The following is a 19,995-nucleotide window of genomic DNA, read 5'->3' as shown; positions in this document are numbered from 1 at the left end:
GGGCCGCGGCGGCATCGACCGCCGCGCGCCGCCGACGCGATGCGCGGTGATCACCCCAATTCTATCGAAGCGTGCCACCCGCGGCGTCCCTGAGCGCCGTGGCCCGGACGCGCGCCTTGAGGAAGCGGTGGGCCTTGCCGCCGCCATCGACCTCCAGGTGGTCTATTCGGGCATCGTGCCTTTGTCGGAGATCCGCCCGGCCACCTACCTCGGCACCGGCAAGGTGGAAGAACTGGCCGGCATCGTGAAAGCCGAGGAGGTCGACCTCGTCTTCTTTGACGCGGCGCTCTCCCCGGTGCAGCAGCGAAACCTGGAAAAAGCATGGTCCGCCAAGGTGGTGGACCGCACCGCTCTGATTCTGGAGATCTTTGGCACGCGCGCCCGCACCAAGGAAGGCGCGCTGCAGGTGGAGCTCGCCCATCTCAACTACCAGCGCTCCCGCCTGGTGCGGTCCTGGACCCACCTTGAACGCCAGCGCGGCGGCTTCGGCTTCCTCGGCGGCCCGGGCGAGACCCAGATCGAGGCGGATCGCCGGCTCATCGGCGAGCGCATCGTGCGCATCGAGAAGGAACTGGAGCAGGTCAAGCGCACCCGCGGCCTGCACCGCAAGAGCCGGAAAAAGGTGCCGTACCCGGTGGTTGCCCTCGTGGGCTACACCAATGCCGGAAAGTCCACCCTCTTCAACCGGCTGACGCGGGCCGAGGTGATGGCGAAGGACCTGCTCTTCGCCACCCTCGATCCCACCCTGCGCGCCGTCGCCCTGCCCCACGGCACCCGCATCATCCTGTCCGACACGGTGGGCTTCATCTCCGAGCTGCCGACTCAGCTCGTCGCCGCCTTCCGGGCGACGCTGGAGGAGGTGCTGGAGGCGGACGTGATCCTGCACGTGCGCGACATCTCCCATCCCGACACCGACGCCCAGGGGGCGGACGTGGACGACGTGCTCACCGACCTCGGCGTCGATCCGCAGCCAGGCGGGCGGGTGATCGAGGTGTGGAACAAGATCGACCGCCTCTCGCCCGAGGCGCGCGAGCAAACGCAGAACCGGGCCAGTCGCGCCGACGTGGGCGACGGCCCCGTCCCCGTCTCGGCCCTGACCGGGGAGGGGACCGACAACCTTCTGGCCCTGGTGGAGCGGCGCATCACCGCCGACCGGGTGACGGTGGCGGTGACACTCCCGCCTGAGGACGGGGAGGGGCTCGGCTGGCTCTATCGCCACGGGGAGGTGCTGGAGCGCTCCATCGGCGACGACGGGCAGGTGCATGTGGCCCTGCGCATTCCGCCGGATCGGGCGGGTCTCATCGCCCGGCGCTTCGGAGCCCGCCGCGTCCATCCCATGTAGGGTGCGAAAGGCAGGTCGTGAAAAGCCGGGGGCGAGCGCTTCACGCGCCGCCTCCGCAGCTTCCCGCAAGTATCGATCGCCGATATGATTCCCTGTAAGGGTGCGGGCGATTCGGCGGACGAGGCGGAACACAGGTGGGCGACGCGCGCGAGACGGAGAAAGCTCCGGACGCCTTCCGGACCATCAGCGAGGTCGCGGACGACCTTGACCTGCCCCAGCACGTGCTGCGTTTCTGGGAGACGCGCTTCCCCCAGATCAAGCCGGTCAAGCGCGCTGGAGGGCGTCGCTTCTATCGCCCGGAGGACGTGGACCTCCTGCGCGGCATTCGCCATCTGCTCTACACCGACGGCTATACCATCAAGGGCGCCCAGCGCATCCTGAAGGATCAGGGCGTCCGCTTCGTGCAGGATCTCGGCATCGAACGCGAGGTCGCGGTGATGCGGACTGCCCGGATGCCGCGCGACGCCGCGTCCGAGGGCGTCACCTTCGGCGGACTGCTGGGCCTGTTGCCGCGGCGCCGGCCCAAGGGCAATGGCGGGCGGGACGACGCGGCCCTGCCCGATCTGCCCCCCATGGCGGAACTGCCTCTGCCCTTCCCCGACCGGGACGCCGATCGCGATCTCGACGTGGAAGCCCCCGTGCCGCCCATCGCTTTGCGGCCGGCCGCCTCCGATCGTCCCCGGCGCCCGTCCGCCGGCGAACGGATCGAGCCGCCGGTGGAACGGCGCGAGCCACCGCGCCGCGAGACCGAGGAACGGCGCGAGCCCCGGATGGAGGCGCGCGCCCCTCTGGAAGAAGAGTGGCGCGCCTCGGCCGACATCACGCGCCAGGACCCGTCCTTCGAGGCTGCGCCCGCCCGCGACCCGCACCGGCCGTCCCTCGGCCCTGCAATGGCCCAACCCCGTCGCACCCAACAGCGCCCTGCCGGGGAGGCGGAGCGGCGCATCGAGCCGGCCTTTGCCCCCCAGCGGCCGACACGCGGGCCCGCGGCCCGAATTGCCGCAGGCGACGAGCGCCGGCCCCATTCGCCCGAGCTGGACGATCCGCTGCTGCCCTTTCTCGACGACGATCCGCAGGCGCCACCGAGCCTGTCCGAACCCATCGAAGCACGCATCCGCCGCCTGAAGGCGCAGGATCGCGCCAGCCGCAGGGCCTTCGAGGAGGACGACTGGTCGCACGAGCCGGATGCGCCGCACCCCGGCGGCCGCGAGCCGGAAGCGCGACAGCCGGATGTCCGGCCGGAACCGCCCATGCGCCATGCCGCTGCGCGGCCCGATCCGGGCCCGCCGGAGGAGTATATTCCCGCCCGCGCCCGCCGGCCGGCACCGCCACGCGCGGCGGTTCAACCGCAGGAAGAGGACGATTTCGACGACATGCGTCCCGCCCGCGAAGCGGGAGCGGAGCGGTCAACGCGCCCCCGCTTGCGCGAGGAAGACACGCGCCGGCGCCAGATGCAGGACGGTGACTGGCGGCAGGCCGACTGGGTCGAGGAGGCCGGGGACAATGTGCGGTCCGGGGACACGGGCCGCACCGCCGAGCGCGCGGGCAGGGCGGCCCCGGGGGCGGCGGTTCATCCGGCCAGCGATCTATTCGCCGATGATCGGTTCGCTGCCGATCGGTTCACCCAGAATGGGCCGATCGAAGATCGCTTCGGCCTGGATCGCGCCGGTCCCGTCGACGAGGACGTCTTTCCGGAGAACAGAAGCATGGACCAAGACCGGCGCAGGCCGCCCGCCGCGCCCCTGCCGACGGGTCGGCGCGATGCGATAACGCCGGCGGACGCACGCCCCATGCGGCGCGACGCCGAGCCCCCTGCGTTTCGACAGGACGGACGCAGGGATGCCCTGGACGACGGCCGCACCGGCGCCTGGAACGCGGCGTGGAGCGACGCCTGGGGCGATGCCCCGCCGCAGACCCTGCCGCGCGCGACTCGGGTCGGCCCACTCATCGGCCCTATCGACGAGGAAGAGCCGCCCCACCTGCTGCCGCGCCATCCGCAGCCCGGGCCTGCGCCCGGCATCAATCAGCGGGTCGATGTGGAAGCCAGCAGCGCGCCATGGTCACGCCCCGAGCCTTCCATGATCGGGCCGGCGGCGGCGCGACCGGGCGCGCCTTTCGCTTCACCGGAGGCGCCGCAGGGGGCGGAACCCGCCCGTGCTCCACGCGAGCCGCTGCGGCATGGCCCGCCGGAACAATACCTGCCGCCCCACCTGAGGTCCGAGCCGCGGGTGGTGGGACATGCCCCCGTTGCGGCTCCGGTGCTCTCGCGGGACGACGTCCATCGCCTGCAATCCGTGCTCTATGAGCTTGGCGAATGCCGGCGCCTGGTGGAGGGCGTGCTCGTCACCCGCGACGAGGCGCGGGACGCCGGCTGAGCCCTGCCGCGGTCGCGGTCAGTCGATGACCGCGAGATGCACGCGGGTGATCCCGTTCCCGGTGAAGCCCAGCTCGCTGGCCGCAGCCTTGGAAACGTCGATGATCCGGCCGCGCGTGAAGGGGCCGCGATCGTTGATGCGCACGACGATGCTGCGGCCGTTGCGAAGATTTGTGACACGCACTTTGGTGCCGAAGGGAAGGGAGCGGTGCGCCGCCGTCATGGCGGAGGGGTTGAAGCGTTCACCGCTCGCGGTGCTACGGCCTTGCCAGTAATAGGAGGCGATGCCGGTGGAGGTGTCCGCACGCGCCGTGCTTGAGGCGGCCATTGCGGCCGAGACAGACAGGGCAACGCAGGACAGGACCACGCGAATCTTCATGCGTTCAATCTTCCGTGTCATTGAGGAAGATTGCCAAATGGCCGGCGAATCAGGCGGGAGTGTCCCATTTCGCCGGCAAAAAGGAGGCGATTGGGCCACGCCAGACCACAATCCTGCCGCGATTCAAGCTTGGCTATGCAATCCCTGAGAGAGGGAAGGGGGCATGGAAACGACGCCTGGGGAGAGCGGCCCACAGGTGTCGCATTTGGGCTTGTCGCCGTCGAAACGATGGTCTAAGCCTCGCCTCCACGTCGGAGCGTAGCGCAGCCCGGTTAGCGCACTAGTCTGGGGGACTAGGGGTCGGAGGTTCAAATCCTCTCGCTCCGACCATTCAAGCCCTTAAAATCACTGAAGAAATTAGCGATGCCAGGAGCGTCGTTTTAATTTTTTGCTGTGACGGTCCGCACCGGGTCCGCACAGGGGTGCTTTGGACCTCACGAAATTCCAGCTCTTAAAATTCCAGCTCTTAAAAAGCAGCTCGAAAAAATCCGTTTGAAATTTTTGAACCCAAATTCCATATCCTCAGTTTGTATGTCGCCTACGCGTATGTCAGATTGGCGTATGTCACGGCGTGAGGGTACGGACATGAGCGCGCTCAAAAAGCCTATCGAGCACCACGTTGAGCCTTTTGATACGGCGCGCGTGAATGCGGCTTTGCGCGCGTCCGGCATCGACTATCAGGCGGCTGACAAGGTGGACGCGCGGGCATTTGCGCGGGCCTTTGGCAAGCGCTTCCCTAAGACGATGGCCAAGCTTGCCGAATGAGCGAGCCGGTTTGGCTTACTCGCGAAGACATCGCAGAGCTGAATGAGGAGATCATCGCGGAGAAGGGGGAGCCCTTCTTAATCCGCGACGAGACCCTTTTGGGCGGTGCCGTCTGTCGCGCTCCGGACCACTGGTATTATGGGCAAGAGCGGGACATTTTTACCCTTGCCTGTGTCCTGTGCTTCGGAATCGCGGAAAATCACCCATTCGAGCAGGGTAACAAGCGGACCGGCTGGGCCGCGGCCGGTATGTTCTTGATTCTCAATGGCTACGCGATCGAGATCGAGGACGACGTTAAGCTTGCTGAGGACATGATCGCTGTTATTGGGCACGATCAGCCAATGGAATGGTTCGTCGAGACCCATCGGGCCTTCGTGCGCCCGGTTGAAACCGAGAGCGCGTAAACAAAGGGGCGGCTCTTTGAGCCGCCCCTTTGTGCGCAATCGGGGACCTTGAACAGTGTGGTTGAGAGACGGGGGCCGCAGGTCCTCTTTCCGCTGTGGGGCCTCGCGCGTGGCCCGGCAATGTCTCCCCCGAAGCTAGGAGCCCGGCCGGGGCCACGGGATATCGCCAGGGCGCGGCCGGGGAATCGTGATCGGGCGCGGCCGCATCACGCCGCGTATCCGTAGACCAGCACTTGCGGCCAGATGCTGAAGTGAATCAATGCGCGAATCATGCATCGCAAGCCATTGATTAGAAATAGAAAGTTCCATGCCTTAAAGTGCAGGCGGCAGCCTCTCGAAGCCGTGTCGCGATTGCCGGTCCCGCCGCTGTTGCATCCAGCAAGTGATCGCCCCCGACATGCCCAAGCTTGGATCTGGGGCGCGTCAGGATTTAGATGAGGCTTTCCGGCGAATCCGCTCCCTGAGCACAATATCGGGGCCCACGGATGAACGAGGTTGCCCGACATGCCTTTGCTTTCCGCGCCCGGCGAGAACCTCACCTTCACCATCCTCGGCTGCGGATCCTCGGGCGGCGTTCCGCGGGTAGGGCAGGGCTGGGGCGCCTGCGATCCCGCCAATCCGCGCAATCGCCGGCGCAGGTGCTCCATGCTGGTGGAGCGCCACGGCGCGGCGGGCACCACCACGGTCCTCGTGGACACTTCCCCCGACTTGCGCGAACAGCTGCTGGATGCGGGCGTCGCGGCCCTGGACGCGGTGCTTTTCACCCATGCGCATGCCGATCATACCCATGGCATCGACGATCTGCGGCCGCTGGCCATCCTGCACCGGCGCCGGCTCGACATTTTCGCGGACGAGGAAACCTCCAGCGCCCTGCATCAGCGCTTCGGCTACTGTTTCTCGACCCCACCCGGCAGCGCCTACCCGCCCATCCTCACCGAGCATCGCTTCCGCGAAGGCCGCGAGATCGTGGTGGACGGGCCGGGCGGGCCCATTGTCGCGCTCCCGTTCCGCCAGCACCACGGCGACATCGACGCCTTCGGGTTTCGCTTCGCCGACGTGGCCTATTCCAGCGACGTGAACGGCTTCCCGGAGAACAGCCTCGCGCATCTGCGCAATCTCGATGTGTGGATCATCGACGCCCTGCGCGAGATCCCGCACCCCTCGCATTTCACGCTTCAGGAGGCGCTGGAGCATGTGACCCGGATGAAGCCGCGACGCGCCATCCTCACCAATCTGCACACCGACCTGGACTATGGCGCGCTGGAGCGGAGCTTGCCGCCCGGCGTGGTGCCGGCCCATGACGGCCTGCGGTTCATATCGCCAGTCCGCTGCGGAGCCGCGCCGGCCGATGCCACGGCCAACGGCTGAGGCAGCCCGCCCACGGGTCGCCGCACAGGATTTCCGATTCGCTCAATTGATTCAGATCCCCAGACAAGGCACTGAAATGCTGGATTTATTTTGTGAACATTCAGCCTGGGTGAAACCCGATCGGAGCGGCGGCGTGATGCGGCGCATGAGGCTGCGCCCGCCCCTGTCACTCACTCTTATGTTCCATAATATTTCTTCTGCGACTCGCTTGTATGGGATGCTTGCGCGGCGTCCGGGTTGGCTGGTGACGGGCATGCTGGCGGTCGGGATGCTGATGCTGCCGGCCCCCGTTCAGGCCGCCGATGTCATCATGCCAGCGGATCTGTCGCGCTGCGTGAACATCAGAGCCTTCGCCGACGATCCGGATCCGGCCGGCCTCAACCTCCGCACCGGGCCATCCCTCGACTCCCCGATCATCGGTGCGCTGAAGCTCCACGTCTTCGCGCGGGATGCCGTGGGGCGCGATCTGCTCCAGGCGCCCGGCTTCGCGGTGCTCGGCTCCTATCGCGGCTGGCTGCTGGTGAGCGAGATCGCCTATCCCGACCCGCCGGCCGATCCGCTGCCCGCCGGGCCGGGCTGGGTCCACGGTTCGCGGGTGTCCGTGCGCACACTCAGCGCCGCGGACGCGGCGCCGCGTCTCCACGCGAAGGCCGGCGGCGGCGATGCCGGCACGCCGGCGGTGGGGCTGCGCTTCTCGGTGCTGGGATGCTCCGGCGGTTGGCTGAACGTGCGTGAGCGTCTGTCGCCCGGCGAGGCCCGCCCGCCCCTCGCCGGCTGGCTGGCTCCCGGCGACGCCTGTTTCGAGCAGGCCGGCCTCAGCCGCCCGGTCAATCCCTGCACCCGCCGATGATGACCTCAGGCGTGCTGGACCTTGAGATCGAGAAGCGGCGTGCCGTCGAGGCAGTCGAGACCGCGCACCCGCACGCTCAGGCCCTCGACGCCGACGAGGCTCACCACCGACGAGGCGATGGGGTTGGGCCGCACCGGCGAGCGCAGGGCGAAGGTGCCGTGCGTGGCGCCGTCGTGGCGCGGGCTCTGCAGCACCAGGTCACGCCGCGACCGGTTCATCCAGTACAGAACCTGAAGGCGCGGGCAGTCTTCCAGGCCCACCAGCGCTTCGGCCCAGCGCGGATCGATCTCGAGGGTGCAGATGGGACCGTCCTGCGCATCGCCACGACGCGGGCAGCTGCGGCGCTCGGTCCAGGGGGTGCGGATGCGGCCGACGAAATAGAGGCCGGCATCGAAGCCCGCGGGCAGTCCCACCGCTTTCTCCCCTGGCCGGATGTCGTCGTCGATGGGGCCGGCAGGCGCAATTTCCAGCATCTCAACTTTCCTCACCTGTCGCGCGGGAGCATAGGACGGCGGCAGCGATGGTAAAGGGGCCGGCAGGGTGGATCGCCGCGCCGCCCTGCCCCGCCGCGGCGAAACGCAGGTAAACTTCCCCAAGTCCGGCAACGGAGAATTCCATGAACCCCTCCCGCGACATCGCGCGCCTCATCGAGATCATGGCCGCCTTGCGCACGCCGGGCACCGGCTGCCCCTGGGACCTGGAGCAGACCTACGCGACCATCGCGCCCTATACGCTGGAAGAAGCCTATGAGGTGGCGGACGCCATCCAGCGCGGCGATATGCCGGACCTCAAGGAGGAGCTGGGAGACCTGCTGCTTCAGGTCGTCTTCCATGCCCGCATGGCGCAGGAGGAAGGCAGCTTCGACTTTGGCGACGTGGTGGAGGCCATTACCAGCAAGCTCATCCGCCGCCATCCGCATGTGTTCGGCGCGGCACGCGACCTCTCGCCGGATCAGGTGAAAGGCTTGTGGTCGCAGATCAAGGCGGAGGAGAAACGCGCCCGCGCGGCTGCCCGCGGCGCCGCCGGACGACCGGAGGAGCCCGTCGCGACGGGCGCTCTGTCCGGCGTCGCCTTGCCCCTGCCGGCCCTCACCCGTGCGCTCAAGCTCCAGGAGAAGGCCAGCCACGTGGGCTTCGACTGGAACGATGCCCGGCAGGTGCTCGCCAAGATCCGCGAAGAAACCGAGGAAGTGGACGAGGCGCTGGAGGCCGGCGGCGCGGCGGCGATCCGCGACGAGGTCGGCGACCTGCTCTTCGCCGTCGTCAACCTCGCCCGTCATGCCGGAGTCGACCCGGAGGCGGCTCTGCGCGGAACCAATGAGAAGTTCATCCGGCGCTTCGGCCATGTGGAAGCCACCCTCGCCGGAGAGGGCCGCCGCCCCGAGGAGGCGCACCTCGACGAGATGGAAGCGCTCTGGCAGGACGCCAAGCGGAAGGAACGCGATGACGTGGCTTAAATGACGTGGCTTAACCGGCGCGTGCCCTGGGCACGCGCCGGTCTCGGGCTCGCTTCACTGCCAGCCCAGCCGATGTGGTGCCATGGTGAGGCAAGATCCGGCTAACCGCCCGGGGACGATGGGCAGAACGACCCGGGGCAAGAGGACCGGTGGCAAGAGGACCGGTGGCGGAGGATCGAGCGCTTAAGATACCGGCCCTGGCTCGACGCGCGCTCGAAGCCGTGGCACGGCCGTCGTCCGCTTAGCCCCCCGCTCAGTCCCGTCGAGCGGGCTCGTCGCCTCAGTCCTCGTCGAGGCCGTCGCCGACAGTGCCGTTGATGCGGTGCTTGAGAATGGAGGATGGCTTGAACACCATCACCCGCCTCGGCTCGATGGGCACTTCCTGGCCCGTCTTGGGATTGCGGCCGATCCGTTCGCCCTTCTCGCGCACCACGAACGAGCCGAACGAGGACAGCTTCACCGTCTCGCCACGGGCGAGGCAATCGGCGATTTCCTTCAGCACCATCTCGACGAGCTGGGCGGATTCGGTGCGAGACAGTCCCACCTGCTGATAGACGGCCTCACACAGATCCGCCCGCGTCACGGTCCGACCAGCCATGTGTCTCCCCGGCCCCAGAAAACTATTGCGGATCCCGCGACCGCCCCGTCCGCGGAATCGCATTGGAAATCCCGTACGATTTTAACAGAGTAGGATTCACGAATGTGACGGTTGGAACGTCGCACTTCCCTGCTACTCCGCACTTGCGAAGGAAGGCGTCCGGCAAACTAGCCGCGCGTGCCGAGCAAGGTCAACGCAAAAGCGCCCTACCAGCGCAACAGCGCCGAACCCCACGTGAATCCGCCACCCATCGCCTCCAGAAGGACGAGATCGCCCCTGCGGATCCGCCCGTCCCTGACGGCCAGGTCGAGCGCCAGCGGGATGGATGCGGCGGAGGTGTTGCCGTGGTGGTCGACGGTGGTCACCACCTTGGCCGGCGCGATGCCGAGCTTCTGCGCGCTGGCGTCGATGATGCGGCGGTTGGCCTGGTGCGGCACGAACCAGTCGATGCTCTGCGCGCTCTCGCCGGTGGCGGCGAAGGCATCCTCGATCACGTCGGTGATCATGCCCACGGCGTGCTTGAACACCTCCCGGCCTTCCATGCGCAGATGGCCCACCGTGCCCGTGGAGGACGGCCCTCCATCCACGAACAGCTTGGAGCGATGGCGGCCGTCCGAGCGCAGGTGGCTGGTGAGCAGGCCCGCGCCGTGGGCGTCGTCCGCCTGCACCGCTTCCAGCACCAGGGCCCCTGCCCCGTCGCCGAACAGCACGCAGGTGCCGCGGTCCTCCCAGTCGAGGATGCGCGAGAAGGTTTCCGCGCCGATCACCAGCGCCCGCTCGAACGCGCCGCTCTTGAGAAAGGCGTCGGCAGTGGCGAGGCCGAACACGAAGCCCGAGCACACCGCCTGCAGGTCGAACGCCGCGCCACGGGTGATGCCGAGCTCGGCCTGGACCGTGACGGCCGTGGCGGGGAAGGTCTGGTCGGGCGTTGCCGTGGCCAGCACGATGAGATCGATGTCCGAGGCGGTGAAACCCGCGTCGGCAAGCGCCCGCTCCGCCGCCTTCAGCGCGAGGTGGGAGGTGAGTTCACCCTCGGCGGCAATATGCCTCTGGCGGATGCCGGTGCGCTGCACGATCCATTCGTCGGACGTGTCGATACGCCGCGCGAGCTCTTCGTTGGTGAGAATGTGCTCGGGAAGATAGGACCCGGTACCCCGGGCGACGGACCTGATACCGCTCACGATTGCCCTTCCGCACCTGCGGCCTGCGTCTCGCGCACCGGCGTCGCCGGTGGATGGAGGCGCCCGAGGCTCTTTTCGATGCGCGCGAGAAGCTCGTGGCGCACCATGTCATAGGCAAGGTCCACGGCGGCGGCGAAGCCCTCCGCGTCGGTCCCGCCGTGGCTCTTGATGACGATGCCGTTGAGGCCCAGGAACACCCCGCCGTTGGAGCGGCGCGGGTCCATCTTTTCCCTCAGCACGCGGAAGGCGTCGCGGGCGAGCAGATAGCCGATGCGCGCGCGCAGCGTGCGCCCCATGGCCGAGCGCAGATAGGAGGCGAGCTGCTTGGCCGTGCCTTCCGCGGTCTTGAGCGCGATGTTGCCGGCGAATCCCTCCGTCACCACCACGTCCACCGTGCCGGCCCCGATGTCGTTGCCCTCGACGAAGCCGTGATAGTTCACCGGCATGCCGTCCTCGCGCAGGATGCGCGCGGCTTCCTTGACCTCCTCGACGCCCTTCATCTCCTCGACCCCCACATTGAGCAGGCCGACAGTGGGGCTCTCGATGTCGAACAGGACACGGGCCATGGCCGAGCCCATGACCGCCATCTCGACCAGGCTCTTGGCGGTGGCGCCAATGGAAGCGCCCACGTCCAGCACCACGGTCTCCCCGCGCAGGGTCGGCCAGATGGCGGCGATGGCCGGGCGGCTGATGCCGGGCATGGTGCGCAGGTTGAAATTGGCCATGGCCATCAGGGCGCCGGTGTTCCCGGCGGAAACGGCGGCGTCGGCATCCCTGGTCTTCACCGCGTCGATGGCCCGCCACATGGACGACTTGTAGCGGCCGCGCCGCAGCGCCTGGCTCGGCTTGTCGTCCATGCCCACCACCACTTCGGTGTGGACGATGCGGGCGGCCGCGGCGAGCTTGGGATGGCTCTTCAGCGCCTCGCGGACGCGCGATTCCTCACCATAAAGGACGAAGGCGATATCCGGATGGCGTCCGAGGGAGATTTCCGCCCCGGCAAGGACCGTCTCGGGTCCATGGTCGCCGCCCATGGCGTCGAGGGCGATGCGGACGGGTGCGGTCATCTCCTGTGTCGGTCCTTCCGATGCTCAGCGGTCGTGGTGTAGCTGCAATGCCGGACGATACCCCGCGCAGGGCGGTCCGACCGGCGCGCGGACAATAGCGTCTCGTGCCCTGATCGCAACTGCCACAGGGCTCACTTGGGCTTCTTCAGCTCACTCTGGGTCCTTCAGGCGCGCAAGGGCGGCGAACGGCGACACCTCCGCAGGGTTCGTCGCCGGCGCCTCGAACACCGCTCCGGGCTTGCGCGGATACGGGTCGACGCCGAGGACGAGAAACTCGCACAACAGCGCGCCGGCATCGATCGCGCCATCCACGATCTCGTCCGGCGGATCCTCGCCGTCGTCCTCCTCGCCGGGCGCGGGAGGCTTGGGCACATAGCTGCCGGCCGGCACGAAATGGACGTCGATCTCTTCGCTCAGCGGGGCGTCGAACGGCTCGAGGGTGACGCCGCAGGTCTGGCGCACGGTGGCCGTGACCCGTCCGGTGACGTGCACGCCATCGGCCCGCTCGGGATCGAAATGCAGCTGCGCGGCCAGGTCGCTGACTGCGAGCACACCGGCGTAGCTTGCCAAAGCGTGGCAGGTCCTCGCGTCCGGCGCGAGCTTGAGGTCGAGGCCGTGCGGCGGCAGGTCCACCACCCGCACGGATTGGGAAAAGGGCAGATCGCTCATGTCTCGTTCTCCCGCCGTGCGGGGATCGCCAGCGGGAGGTCGCCGCGGGCCAGGGCGTCGAACGGCGTTGCCCGGAGGCCTTCCGCCGCATCGCGGATATACACGGCGAGCGCGGCGGCATCCGCACCCGGCGCGCCGTCCTTCTGGTTGAGGATATTGCGCGCGACGGCCTGGGCAAGGGCATCGCCCCCCGCCTGCGCCAGCGCCGAATCATAGGCTGCGGCGCGGCCGTAGAACGCCGCGCCGATCTTTTTCATTTTTTTCGGCACCGAGAGGTCGCCGACGCCCATCTCGCGCAGGGTGCGGTCCATATCGGCCGCGAAGGCGTCGAACACCTCCTGCGAAAGCGCGCGCTCCAGCTCGGTTCCGTCCTTCAGCCGGTGACAGACCAGCACGGTATGCAGGAGCAGCAGCTCGAAGCGCCCCTCCATCGTATCGGGAACGCCGAAGTCGGTGTAGAACTCCGCCCGCCGCGACTGTGCCACGATCGCGCCATACAGGCGCTCGATGGTCGCACGGGTTTGCGCGCGGGTCTTGGATGGGCGGAACAGGCTGAACATCGGGATCCGGGGCACGTCCGCCCCTTCGGGCGGTGGACAGGAGTGATCTGGTCGGCCAAGCGGCGTAACGCGCCGCCGGCCGCTTAGCAAGGGGCGGTATCGGTAAAGGGCGGTATCGGCATCCGCGTATCACAGGGCCGGCTCGCGCCGGTCGATCAGCGCGGCGGGGCGGAGACAGATGGGGAAGCGTGTGGCGTCACAGCAGATGAAGACACGGCAGGGCAGGTCGGGTTCCGGCAAGGGATGCGGCGTGCGCCGCGGCTCGGCCCTGGCCCCGGTGGCACTCCTCCTCGTGGGCGCCTCCCTCGCGGGATGCGACGGTGCGAACCTTGCCAACGGGACCGGCGGCGGCCTCTCGGGCATCACCCGCACCTATCAGCGCGGCTATGTGCTGGCCGAGGGGGCGCTGGACCAGGTGCCGGTCGGTTCGAGCCAGGAGCAGGTGCTCCTCGTGCTCGGCACGCCATCGACGGTCGCCACGGTGAATGGCGAAGCCTTCTTCTACATCTCGCAGACGGCGCAGAAGGTGGCCTTCCTGAAGCCGGAGATCACCGACCAGAAGGTGCTCGGCATCTATTTCGACAAGAACAAGAAGGTGACCCGGATCGCCCAATACGGGATGAAGGACGGCAAGGTGTTCGACTTCGTCTCCCAGACCACACCCACCAGCGGCGAGGAGCTGAGCCTCATCCGCCAGATGATCGGCCTCGTCACCTTCTGAGGTCGGCCCACTCCTGACCAGTCAGCGCAAGGGCGGGCAAGGAGCGCCCTGCCCCGCGCCGGCGTTTCAGCCCAGCGTGGAGAGCGCCGGGAAGGTCTCGATCAGCCAGTAGCTCGCATGGGCGATCCAGCCGGACATGAAGGCGATGCCGGTGAGCACCAGCAGCGCGCCCATGGCCTTCTCCACCACCGGCAGCATCTTGCGCATGTGCACGAGGCTCCGCAGGAACGGCCGCACCGCGAATGCGGCGAGCAGGAACGGCACGCCCAGGCCCAGCGAATAGACTGCCAGCAGCCCGGCCCCTTTCGACACGGTCGCTTCCGATCCTGCCACCGCCAGGATCGCGCCCAGCACCGGGCCGAGGCAGGGCGTCCAGCCGAAGGCGAAGGCGAGCCCCATGACGAAGGCCCCCCACACGCCGGTCGGTTCGTGCACGTGCGCCCGCGCGGTGCGGTGGAGCAGGTGAATGCGGAACACGCCGAGAAAATTGAGTCCCATTACGATGATGGCGACCCCGGCGATGATGGAGAGCAGGTCCAGGTGGGCGCGCAAAAGATCCCCGACGGCGGAGGCCCCCGCGCCCAGCGCCACGAACACCACGGTGAAGCCGCAGACGAACAGCACCGCGCCCAGCATGGCCCGGCGGGCCACCTCCTTCACCGGCTCGGCGCCGGCGAGGTCATCCAGCGTGCTGCCGCCGAGGAAGCACAGATAAGGCGGAACCAGCGGCAGGACGCAGGGCGAGACGAAGCTCACGAGGCCGGCCAGGAAGGCGGCGGGCAAGGTCACGTCGGCCATGGGTGGAATTGCGCTCTCTCTCTATGGCCCGTCCGGCGGGCTGGCCGCGCAGGGCCCTTTTGCCGTGCGCATCGGACGGGATCGCCAGGCTCGGGTTCGTGGCCTCTCATGAGCCGCGGGGCGCCGCGGAGCAAGCCGCACATCGCCGCGCTCGCCGGGATGTGAGCGCGCGCCCGCGCCCGGGGCGAGAACAAGATGCAATCGGGCCATCGCCTTTCACCGGCGATTTCGCCTAAAAGAAGCGCCGGAGGCCTCCTCTTGCGCAATCTCCTGACCGATGTGCCCGGCATCCGCGTGGGCCATGCCACCGACCTTCACATCGGCACCGGCGCCACCGTGGTGCTGTGCGAGGCGCCCTGCGTCGGCGCCGTGGACGTGCGCGGCGGCGGACCCGGCACACGGGAGACCGATCTTCTCGATCCCGCCGCCACCGTGGAGCGGGTGGATGCCGTCTGCCTTTCGGGCGGCTCCGCCTTCGGGCTCGATGCGGCGTCCGGCGTCATGACCGGCCTGGCCGCGCGGGGGCGGGGCTTTGCGGTCGGGACCGCGCGGGTGCCCATCGTGCCGGGCGCCATCCTGTTCGACCTGCTCAATGGCGGCGACAAGGGATGGGAGGAGCATCCGCCCTATCACCGCCTCGGCCGCGCGGCGCTGGAGGACGCGGAGGCGAACGGGCTCGACTTCCCCCTCGGCTCGGTCGGCGCCGGCACCGGCTGCACCACGGCCACGGTGAAGGGTGGCCTAGGCTCCGCCTCCGCCGTCACCGCGTCCGGCCATGTGGTGGGGGCCATCGTGGCAGTGAACGCGGCCGGCAGCCCGCTGTTCGGCGTCGGGCCGCATCTGCGTGCCGCGCCCTACGAGAAGGACGGGGAGTTCGGCGGCCTCGGCCTGCCGCCCTTTATTCCCGACGAAGGGTTCTCGCCGCACCTCAAGGGCGGCGTCGCGCGCTTCGCCACCACCCTCGCGGTGGTCGCCACCGACGCCGTGCTGACCACGGTCCAGGCCAGCCGGCTCGCCATCATGGCGCAGAACGGGCTGGCGCTGTCCCTGTTCCCGGTGCACACGCCCCTCGACGGGGACGTGGTGTTTGCCCTCGCCACCGGCCGGCGCCCGCTGGAAGCCCCCCTGCCCGACCTCGCGCGGCTGGGCGCCCTCGCCTCGCTGGTGCTGGCACGCGCGGTGGCGCGGGCCATCTACGCGGCGCGGCGCCTGCCCTTCCCCGAAAGCCAGCGGAGCTGGCACGACCATTTCGCCGCCGGTGACGGCGCAGCTGCAGGATCCAAGGAATGACCATGCCGTCCCAGCCGCCCCAGCGTGCCGCCGCCCCCGCCCTCGGGCCTCGCCTCGGTGGGGCCCTCGCCGTCATCTTCTGGTGCGCCTGCGGCATCACGGCGCTGCCGCTGGCTGGCCTGTTCTCTCTGGTGGCGGGGCTGGGCGTGGCGGGAGCGAAATCGGCGCTGTTCGATTCGTTCGCCGGCGCCGGCGTGGGGCAGCAGGTGTTGCGGCTCGGCCTCGTGCCCCAGCTGGTGCTGTTCGCATGGGCGGCGAGCCTCGTGGTGCTCACCGTGGCGAAATCGAGCCTCGCCCGCTCCGTCTCGCCATGGATCCTGGTCGCCTGGGTGCTGGCCTCGGCCTACAGCCAGTTCGCCATCCGCGACGCCATCTCGCCGGACGGGGCGGACCTCGGCGCGTTCGCGGCACTGATGCCCGGCCTGTTGCTGCAGGCGGCGAGCGCGGCGGCCTTCTTCGGCTACTTCCGCGAAGGCGCGCGGCCGCTCGCCTATTACCGGCGCTGAGGCGGAACGTCCTCGTCGGTCTCGGGGCGCAAGCGCCGGCGGCGCGGCTCGGCCGCCGCGCGGGCGGCCAGCCCCTCGGCCCAGCCGGATGCCGCATGGAGCGCTGCCCGCGCGGCCCGGCGGGAGGCCGAGGTCGCGGCAGCGACCCGGCGGCGGGCCTTTGCCGGAGAGGCATCCAGCGCCGGCGGCAGCACCGGTGCCTGTTCCGGCAGCGCGGTCGCATCCGTGACGGCTGGGATGGGTTTTGCTTCGCCATAGAGCTTCGCGGCGAGCCGCGCGTGCCAGAAGCCGGCGAACCGCGCGATGCGGCCGGCCCATCCCCCGCGTGCCGCGGCGGCGAACGGCTGCAGCAGCGCGATGCGGTCGTCCCGCTCGGCAATGGCGCCGACGATGAGCGACGCGGCCATGAAGCCGTGTGTGATCTCGCTTCCCGAGGAGGCGAGAGCGTACCAGACGCCGCGCTCACCCTCATGGATCAGCGGCATGCCGCCGGTATCGGGAAGCCGCAGCCGGGCGCGCCCGCCCTCCACCACGCCCTGCCCCACCTCGGCATAGACCTCGCGCGCATGGCGCCGCACGACGCGGGCCGCGCCGACGCGGGTAAAGGCTGTGGTGGCGGCGGATGCGGCGAAGGCCAGGCGGTCGCCGGTCCAGTGGAAGCGCGCGCCGGCGGGTCCTCGTTCCTCGACCAGCCCGGCATAGGGGGCATCGACCCCCGGCAGGCGGAAGATTCCGCACACCCAGGGCGCGGTCTGCACCGTCCTCGTCCCCATGCGGGCAAAAGCGCCGGCGCCGGAGACGACCACCTGGAAGGCGCGCACCCGCGCGCGGCTGGTGGTGATGTATTTCCGCAGGCCGTTGAGATCGGCCGAGAGCGCCCCGTCGATGGGAACGAACCGGACGCCCGCCGCCCGCGCGGCGGTTTCCAGCGCCGCGCGCAGGGGTGCTGTGGCGATACGCTCGGCCGGCACCACGCCGAGGGCGGCGGCAAATGCCGAGGTCCCGAGCAGCGCCGCGACGTCCTGCGCATCGATGAGCACGGTGGAATCGGGGGCGAGCTTCTGCCGGATCTCATGCTCGCGCACCAGTGCGTCGGCCGCGTGCGCGCGGGCCACCGCCAGTGCGCCTCGGGGTCCGGCGGACACGCCGGCCTTTTCCGCCAATCGCAGGCCACGCTCGGCGGCATGGGCGGAGAGGATCAGAAGTTCCTGCGCATCGGCCTCACCCACCCGCGCGACGAGTTCAAGGGTGGGAAGGGCAAAGCCGGGTGCGAGCACACCGTCGAGCGGTAGCCAAGTGACCTCCCCGGTCGACAGCAGGATGACGTCGCGACCGCGCGAGGCGAGATCGCCGGCGACGACAAGTCCCGCCACGTCGTCGCCGACGACGCAGACATCGCAGTCCAGGGTGCGCTTCGGCGCCGCTCCCGACCGCCCGGAGGCAGGGGCTTGCTGCACCGCCGCGCGGGGAGAAACCGTCTGGGTCATCTGAAATCATCCGCCGGCGCCGGAGGCCACCCTCGCGCCTTCCCCTTGAGAAAACGTTTATTTGCGGCGCTCTCGTGACGCGCGAAGGGGAGCACCCGGGTGGGCGTGACGCCGGAGCGCGGCAGCGCCGGTTGCACCGCACACATTGCCTCTGCGATAAGGACCCACATTTTGATGATTGGTTCGGATATCCATGCGCCGTCTGATTTTGCTGCGCCACGCCAAGTCCGACTGGCCGGACGGTGTCGCCGACCCCGAGCGCCCCCTCGCCCCCCGCGGGCGGACGGCGGCGCCGCGCATCGGCATCTACATTGCGCGGGAGGAACTCGTCGCCGACCGCGTCCTCGTCTCCCCCGCCCGCCGCACCCGGGAAACCTGGGACCTGGTGGCGGCCCAGCTGCCGCCGGTGAAGGTGGTGGCGAGCGAGCCGCGCATCTACGATGCCTCCGCCAGCCGCCTCCTCTCCGTCCTGCGCGAACAGCCCAGGGACGCCCATTCGCTGATGCTGGTGGGCCACAATCCCGGCCTCGAGGACCTCGCGGAGATGCTTGCGGCCGGCGGATCTGCCACCTATCTGTCGAAAATGTCCGAGAAATTCCCAACCGGCGCGCTGGCCGTGATCGACCTGCCGGTGGACGACTGGAGCCTTGTGGCCCCTGGGAGCGGGCGTCTCGACCGCTTCGTCACCCCCCGCGACCTCCCCGGAGCCGACTGACCGATGGTGCCCTTCACCGCCGCCATGGATGATGCGCGCATCGCGCTGAAGACCCTGGCAGACCGCGTGGAGGGCTTGGCCCATCCCACCCTGCGCCTGGGGGTGACCGGCCTGTCGCGGGCCGGCAAGACCATCTTTACCACCGCCCTTGTCCATGCGCTGACCCGCGGCGGGCGCCTGCCGGTGTTCGAGGCCATGCAATCCGGCCGCATCGCCCGCGCAGAGCTCGAGCCGCAGCCCGACGACGCGGTGCCGCGCTTCGCCTATGAGGACCACCTGAAAACGCTCTCGCAGGTTCGGGCCTGGCCGGCCTCCACCACGCGGGTGAGCGAATTGCGGCTTTCCATCCGGTTCGCCACGGCGCGCGGCAGCCTGCGGACTCTGACGCTCGACCTCGTCGACTATCCGGGCGAGTGGCTGCTGGACCTGCCGCTGCTCGACATGAGCTATGAGCAGTTCGCCCGCCAGAGCCTCGCTCTCGCCCGCGCCCCGGCACGGGCCGACGTGGCCGCGCCCTATCTCGCCGCCGTGGCCGACGCGCCAGCCGCCGGCCCGGTCGACGAGGCCAAGGCTCGGGAAGTGGCGGCGCTGTTCACCACCTATCTCGAAGCCTGCCGCACGGAAAAGCTCGCCATGAGCCTTTTGCCGCCCGGCCGCTTCCTGATGCCCGGCGATCTTGAGGGCTCCCCCGCCCTCACCTTCGCTCCCCTCGACGTGGGCGACGACACGCCACGCGCCGGTACTCTGGGCGCCATGATGGAGCGCCGCTACGAGGCCTACCGCAACGCCGTCGTGCGTCCCTTCTTCCGCAACCATTTCGCCCGCCTCGATCGGCAGATCGTGCTGGTGGACGCGCTGTCCGCCCTCAATGCCGGCCCGGCGGCTCTCGCCGACCTCGAGCGGGCGCTGGACGGCATCCTCGCGGCCTTCCGGACCGGCCGGAACAGCCTCGTCAGCACCCTGTTCCGCCCACGCATCGAGAAGGTGCTGTTCGCCGCCACCAAGGCGGACCACCTGCACCGGGCCAGCCATGACCGGCTGGAAGCGATCCTCGCCCGCCTGGTGGAACGGGCGCGCGGGCGGGCAAGCGATCACGGCGCCTCCCTCGACGTGGTGGCGCTGGCCGCCATCCGCGCCACCCGCGAGGCGCGCGTGCGGCGCGACGGTCACGAGCTCGACGCCATTGTCGGCACGCCCGACAAGGGACAGGAGGCCGGTGGCCACGTCTTCGACGGGGAGGAGGAGGTGGCGGTGTTTCCCGGCGAGCTCCCGGCCGATCCGGACACGCTGTTCGATCCCTCCGGCGCCGGATTCCGCGGCCTCGCCTCGGCGGTGGACGGGGACGTGGACTTCCGCTTCCTGCGCTTTCGTCCGCCCGCTGGCATCGGCGCGGGCCCCATGCCGCACATCCGCCTCGACCGGGCGCTGCAATTCCTGCTGGGCGACCGGCTGGCGTGAGGCGCCG

The 19,995-nt window shown here is 69.3% G+C and carries 20 protein-coding genes, 1 tRNA gene and 1 pseudogene; 13 read left to right on the top strand and 9 right to left on the bottom strand.

Going from position 1 to position 19,995, the window contains the following annotated elements; genetic code table 11:
* The first annotated feature begins 13 nt into the window (after positions 1–13).
* Positions 14–1,342: a GTPase HflX gene (gene hflX, locus EZH22_RS20720; protein WP_203196665.1), complete on the top strand. Its 1,329-nt coding sequence runs from the start codon at positions 14–16 to the stop codon at positions 1,340–1,342.
* Between the two features lie 134 nt (positions 1,343–1,476).
* Positions 1,477–1,750: pseudogene (locus tag EZH22_RS31945) on the top strand (MerR family transcriptional regulator); the annotation flags it as partial.
* Positions 1,751–3,735: 1,985 nt separating this feature from the next.
* Here the strand turns inward: EZH22_RS31945 and EZH22_RS20710 are convergent.
* Entirely contained in the window at positions 3,736–4,095 is a 360-nt protein-coding gene (locus EZH22_RS20710; protein WP_203192338.1) for a septal ring lytic transglycosylase RlpA family protein, read from the bottom strand.
* A gap of 252 nt (positions 4,096–4,347) precedes the next feature.
* On the opposite strand from EZH22_RS20710, the gene EZH22_RS20705 reads away from it, so the two are divergent.
* The 5 genes from EZH22_RS20705 (at position 4,348) to EZH22_RS20685 (ending at position 7,482) form a co-directional block, all read left to right on the top strand.
* Positions 4,348–4,425 (top strand) — tRNA-Pro (locus tag EZH22_RS20705).
* 255 nt (positions 4,426–4,680) lie between these two features.
* Positions 4,681–4,860: a hypothetical protein gene (locus tag EZH22_RS20700; protein WP_203192337.1), complete on the top strand. Its 180-nt coding sequence runs from the start codon at positions 4,681–4,683 to the stop codon at positions 4,858–4,860.
* Entirely contained in the window at positions 4,857–5,264 is a 408-nt protein-coding gene (locus EZH22_RS20695) for a type II toxin-antitoxin system death-on-curing family toxin (RefSeq protein ID WP_203192336.1), read from the top strand. Before EZH22_RS20700 ends, EZH22_RS20695 begins: the two co-directional genes overlap by 4 nt.
* A gap of 504 nt (positions 5,265–5,768) precedes the next feature.
* Complete coding sequence (locus EZH22_RS20690) at positions 5,769–6,632, top strand: MBL fold metallo-hydrolase (RefSeq protein ID WP_203192335.1); 864 nt, start codon at positions 5,769–5,771, stop codon at positions 6,630–6,632.
* Between the two features lie 253 nt (positions 6,633–6,885).
* Positions 6,886–7,482 (top strand): SH3 domain-containing protein, encoded by a 597-nt coding sequence (locus tag EZH22_RS20685; RefSeq protein WP_203192334.1) that lies wholly within the window; start codon positions 6,886–6,888, stop codon positions 7,480–7,482.
* A 5-nt stretch (positions 7,483–7,487) separates the two neighbouring features.
* On the opposite strand, the gene EZH22_RS20680 is transcribed toward EZH22_RS20685, so the two are convergent.
* Entirely contained in the window at positions 7,488–7,955 is a 468-nt protein-coding gene (locus EZH22_RS20680) for an SAM-dependent methyltransferase (RefSeq protein WP_203192333.1), read from the bottom strand.
* 143 nt (positions 7,956–8,098) lie between these two features.
* Here EZH22_RS20680 and mazG point away from each other — a divergent pair, with 143 nt between their 5' ends.
* Positions 8,099–8,938, top strand: a complete 840-nt coding sequence (gene mazG, locus EZH22_RS20675) for a nucleoside triphosphate pyrophosphohydrolase (protein WP_203192332.1) — start codon at positions 8,099–8,101, stop codon at positions 8,936–8,938.
* A 280-nt stretch (positions 8,939–9,218) separates the two neighbouring features.
* Here mazG and EZH22_RS20670 read toward each other — a convergent pair whose 3' ends face one another.
* The 5 genes from EZH22_RS20670 to EZH22_RS20650 form a co-directional block, all read right to left on the bottom strand.
* Positions 9,219–9,536, bottom strand: coding sequence for an integration host factor subunit alpha (locus tag EZH22_RS20670; RefSeq protein ID WP_203192331.1), 318 nt, complete (start codon positions 9,534–9,536; stop codon positions 9,219–9,221).
* 206 nt (positions 9,537–9,742) lie between these two features.
* A complete protein-coding gene (locus EZH22_RS20665) occupies positions 9,743–10,717 on the bottom strand; it encodes a beta-ketoacyl-ACP synthase III (RefSeq protein ID WP_203192330.1) in 975 nt (324 codons plus the stop codon).
* The gene (plsX, locus tag EZH22_RS20660; RefSeq protein WP_203192329.1) at positions 10,714–11,784 is read right to left on the bottom strand and encodes a phosphate acyltransferase PlsX; all 1,071 of its coding nucleotides are present in this window, start codon (positions 11,782–11,784) and stop codon (positions 10,714–10,716) included. The genes EZH22_RS20665 and plsX overlap by 4 nt, the downstream gene beginning before the upstream one ends.
* A gap of 150 nt (positions 11,785–11,934) precedes the next feature.
* On the bottom strand, positions 11,935–12,453 hold the full coding sequence (locus EZH22_RS20655; protein ID WP_203192328.1) for a YceD family protein: 519 nt from the start codon (positions 12,451–12,453) through the stop codon (positions 11,935–11,937).
* Positions 12,450–13,028, bottom strand: a complete 579-nt coding sequence (locus tag EZH22_RS20650; RefSeq protein WP_231711075.1) for a ubiquinol-cytochrome C chaperone family protein — start codon at positions 13,026–13,028, stop codon at positions 12,450–12,452. Before EZH22_RS20650 ends, EZH22_RS20655 begins: the two co-directional genes overlap by 4 nt.
* 175 nt (positions 13,029–13,203) lie before the next feature.
* Between EZH22_RS20650 and EZH22_RS20645 the strand changes: the two genes are divergently transcribed.
* Complete coding sequence (locus EZH22_RS20645) at positions 13,204–13,734, top strand: outer membrane protein assembly factor BamE (RefSeq protein ID WP_231711074.1); 531 nt, start codon at positions 13,204–13,206, stop codon at positions 13,732–13,734.
* 66 nt (positions 13,735–13,800) lie between these two features.
* Here the strand turns inward: EZH22_RS20645 and EZH22_RS20640 are convergent, their stop codons facing one another.
* A complete protein-coding gene (locus tag EZH22_RS20640) occupies positions 13,801–14,532 on the bottom strand; it encodes a cytochrome c biogenesis CcdA family protein (RefSeq protein WP_203192327.1) in 732 nt (243 codons plus the stop codon).
* A 258-nt stretch (positions 14,533–14,790) separates the two neighbouring features.
* On the opposite strand from EZH22_RS20640, the gene EZH22_RS20635 reads away from it, so the two are divergent.
* Together EZH22_RS20635 and EZH22_RS20630 are read left to right on the top strand one after the other, a co-directional pair.
* Positions 14,791–15,822 (top strand): P1 family peptidase, encoded by a 1,032-nt coding sequence (locus tag EZH22_RS20635; RefSeq protein WP_203192326.1) that lies wholly within the window; start codon positions 14,791–14,793, stop codon positions 15,820–15,822.
* Positions 15,819–16,328 carry a hypothetical protein gene (locus tag EZH22_RS20630; RefSeq protein ID WP_203192325.1) on the top strand — a complete coding sequence of 170 codons (510 nt, stop codon included), beginning with the start codon at positions 15,819–15,821 and terminating at the stop codon, positions 16,326–16,328. The genes EZH22_RS20635 and EZH22_RS20630 overlap by 4 nt, the downstream gene beginning before the upstream one ends.
* Here the strand turns inward: EZH22_RS20630 and EZH22_RS20625 are convergent.
* A complete protein-coding gene (locus EZH22_RS20625; protein WP_203192324.1) occupies positions 16,316–17,815 on the bottom strand; it encodes an FAD-binding oxidoreductase/lyase in 1,500 nt (499 codons plus the stop codon). The genes EZH22_RS20630 and EZH22_RS20625 overlap by 13 nt on opposite strands.
* 193 nt (positions 17,816–18,008) lie before the next feature.
* Between EZH22_RS20625 and EZH22_RS20620 the strand changes: the two genes are divergently transcribed.
* Positions 18,009–18,530: a SixA phosphatase family protein gene (locus EZH22_RS20620; RefSeq protein ID WP_203192323.1), complete on the top strand. Its 522-nt coding sequence runs from the start codon at positions 18,009–18,011 to the stop codon at positions 18,528–18,530.
* 3 nt (positions 18,531–18,533) lie between these two features.
* Positions 18,534–19,988 (top strand): YcjX family GTP-binding protein, encoded by a 1,455-nt coding sequence (locus EZH22_RS20615; RefSeq protein WP_203192322.1) that lies wholly within the window; start codon positions 18,534–18,536, stop codon positions 19,986–19,988.
* Positions 19,989–19,995 lie beyond the last annotated feature (7 nt).

It is taken from the genome of Xanthobacter dioxanivorans, from assembly GCF_016807805.1.
Classification (GTDB): Bacteria; Pseudomonadota; Alphaproteobacteria; order Rhizobiales; family Xanthobacteraceae; genus Xanthobacter; species Xanthobacter dioxanivorans.
The sequence above is the reverse complement of the archived record's forward strand: the minus strand, read 5'-3'. Positions and strand labels throughout refer to the sequence as shown.

Excerpts from the sequence above, each read along its gene's own strand:
- EZH22_RS20710 (WP_203192338.1), bottom strand. The coding sequence starts at position 4,095 with ATGAAGATTCGCGTGGTCCTGTCCTGCGTTGCCCTGTCTGTCTCGGCC.
- EZH22_RS20700 (WP_203192337.1), top strand. The coding sequence starts at position 4,681 with ATGAGCGCGCTCAAAAAGCCTATCGAGCACCACGTTGAGCCTTTTGAT.
- EZH22_RS20695 (WP_203192336.1), top strand. The coding sequence starts at position 4,857 with ATGAGCGAGCCGGTTTGGCTTACTCGCGAAGACATCGCAGAGCTGAAT.
- EZH22_RS20690 (WP_203192335.1), top strand. The coding sequence starts at position 5,769 with ATGCCTTTGCTTTCCGCGCCCGGCGAGAACCTCACCTTCACCATCCTC.
- EZH22_RS20685 (WP_203192334.1), top strand. The coding sequence starts at position 6,886 with ATGCTGGCGGTCGGGATGCTGATGCTGCCGGCCCCCGTTCAGGCCGCC.
- EZH22_RS20680 (WP_203192333.1), bottom strand. The coding sequence starts at position 7,955 with ATGCTGGAAATTGCGCCTGCCGGCCCCATCGACGACGACATCCGGCCA.
- mazG (WP_203192332.1), top strand. The coding sequence starts at position 8,099 with ATGAACCCCTCCCGCGACATCGCGCGCCTCATCGAGATCATGGCCGCC.
- EZH22_RS20670 (WP_203192331.1), bottom strand. The coding sequence starts at position 9,536 with ATGGCTGGTCGGACCGTGACGCGGGCGGATCTGTGTGAGGCCGTCTAT.
- plsX (WP_203192329.1), bottom strand. The coding sequence starts at position 11,784 with ATGACCGCACCCGTCCGCATCGCCCTCGACGCCATGGGCGGCGACCAT.
- EZH22_RS20655 (WP_203192328.1), bottom strand. The coding sequence starts at position 12,453 with ATGAGCGATCTGCCCTTTTCCCAATCCGTGCGGGTGGTGGACCTGCCG.
- EZH22_RS20640 (WP_203192327.1), bottom strand. The coding sequence starts at position 14,532 with ATGGCCGACGTGACCTTGCCCGCCGCCTTCCTGGCCGGCCTCGTGAGC.
- EZH22_RS20630 (WP_203192325.1), top strand. The coding sequence starts at position 15,819 with ATGACCATGCCGTCCCAGCCGCCCCAGCGTGCCGCCGCCCCCGCCCTC.
- EZH22_RS20625 (WP_203192324.1), bottom strand. The coding sequence starts at position 17,815 with ATGACCCAGACGGTTTCTCCCCGCGCGGCGGTGCAGCAAGCCCCTGCC.
- EZH22_RS20620 (WP_203192323.1), top strand. The coding sequence starts at position 18,009 with ATGCGCCGTCTGATTTTGCTGCGCCACGCCAAGTCCGACTGGCCGGAC.
- EZH22_RS20615 (WP_203192322.1), top strand. The coding sequence starts at position 18,534 with ATGGTGCCCTTCACCGCCGCCATGGATGATGCGCGCATCGCGCTGAAG.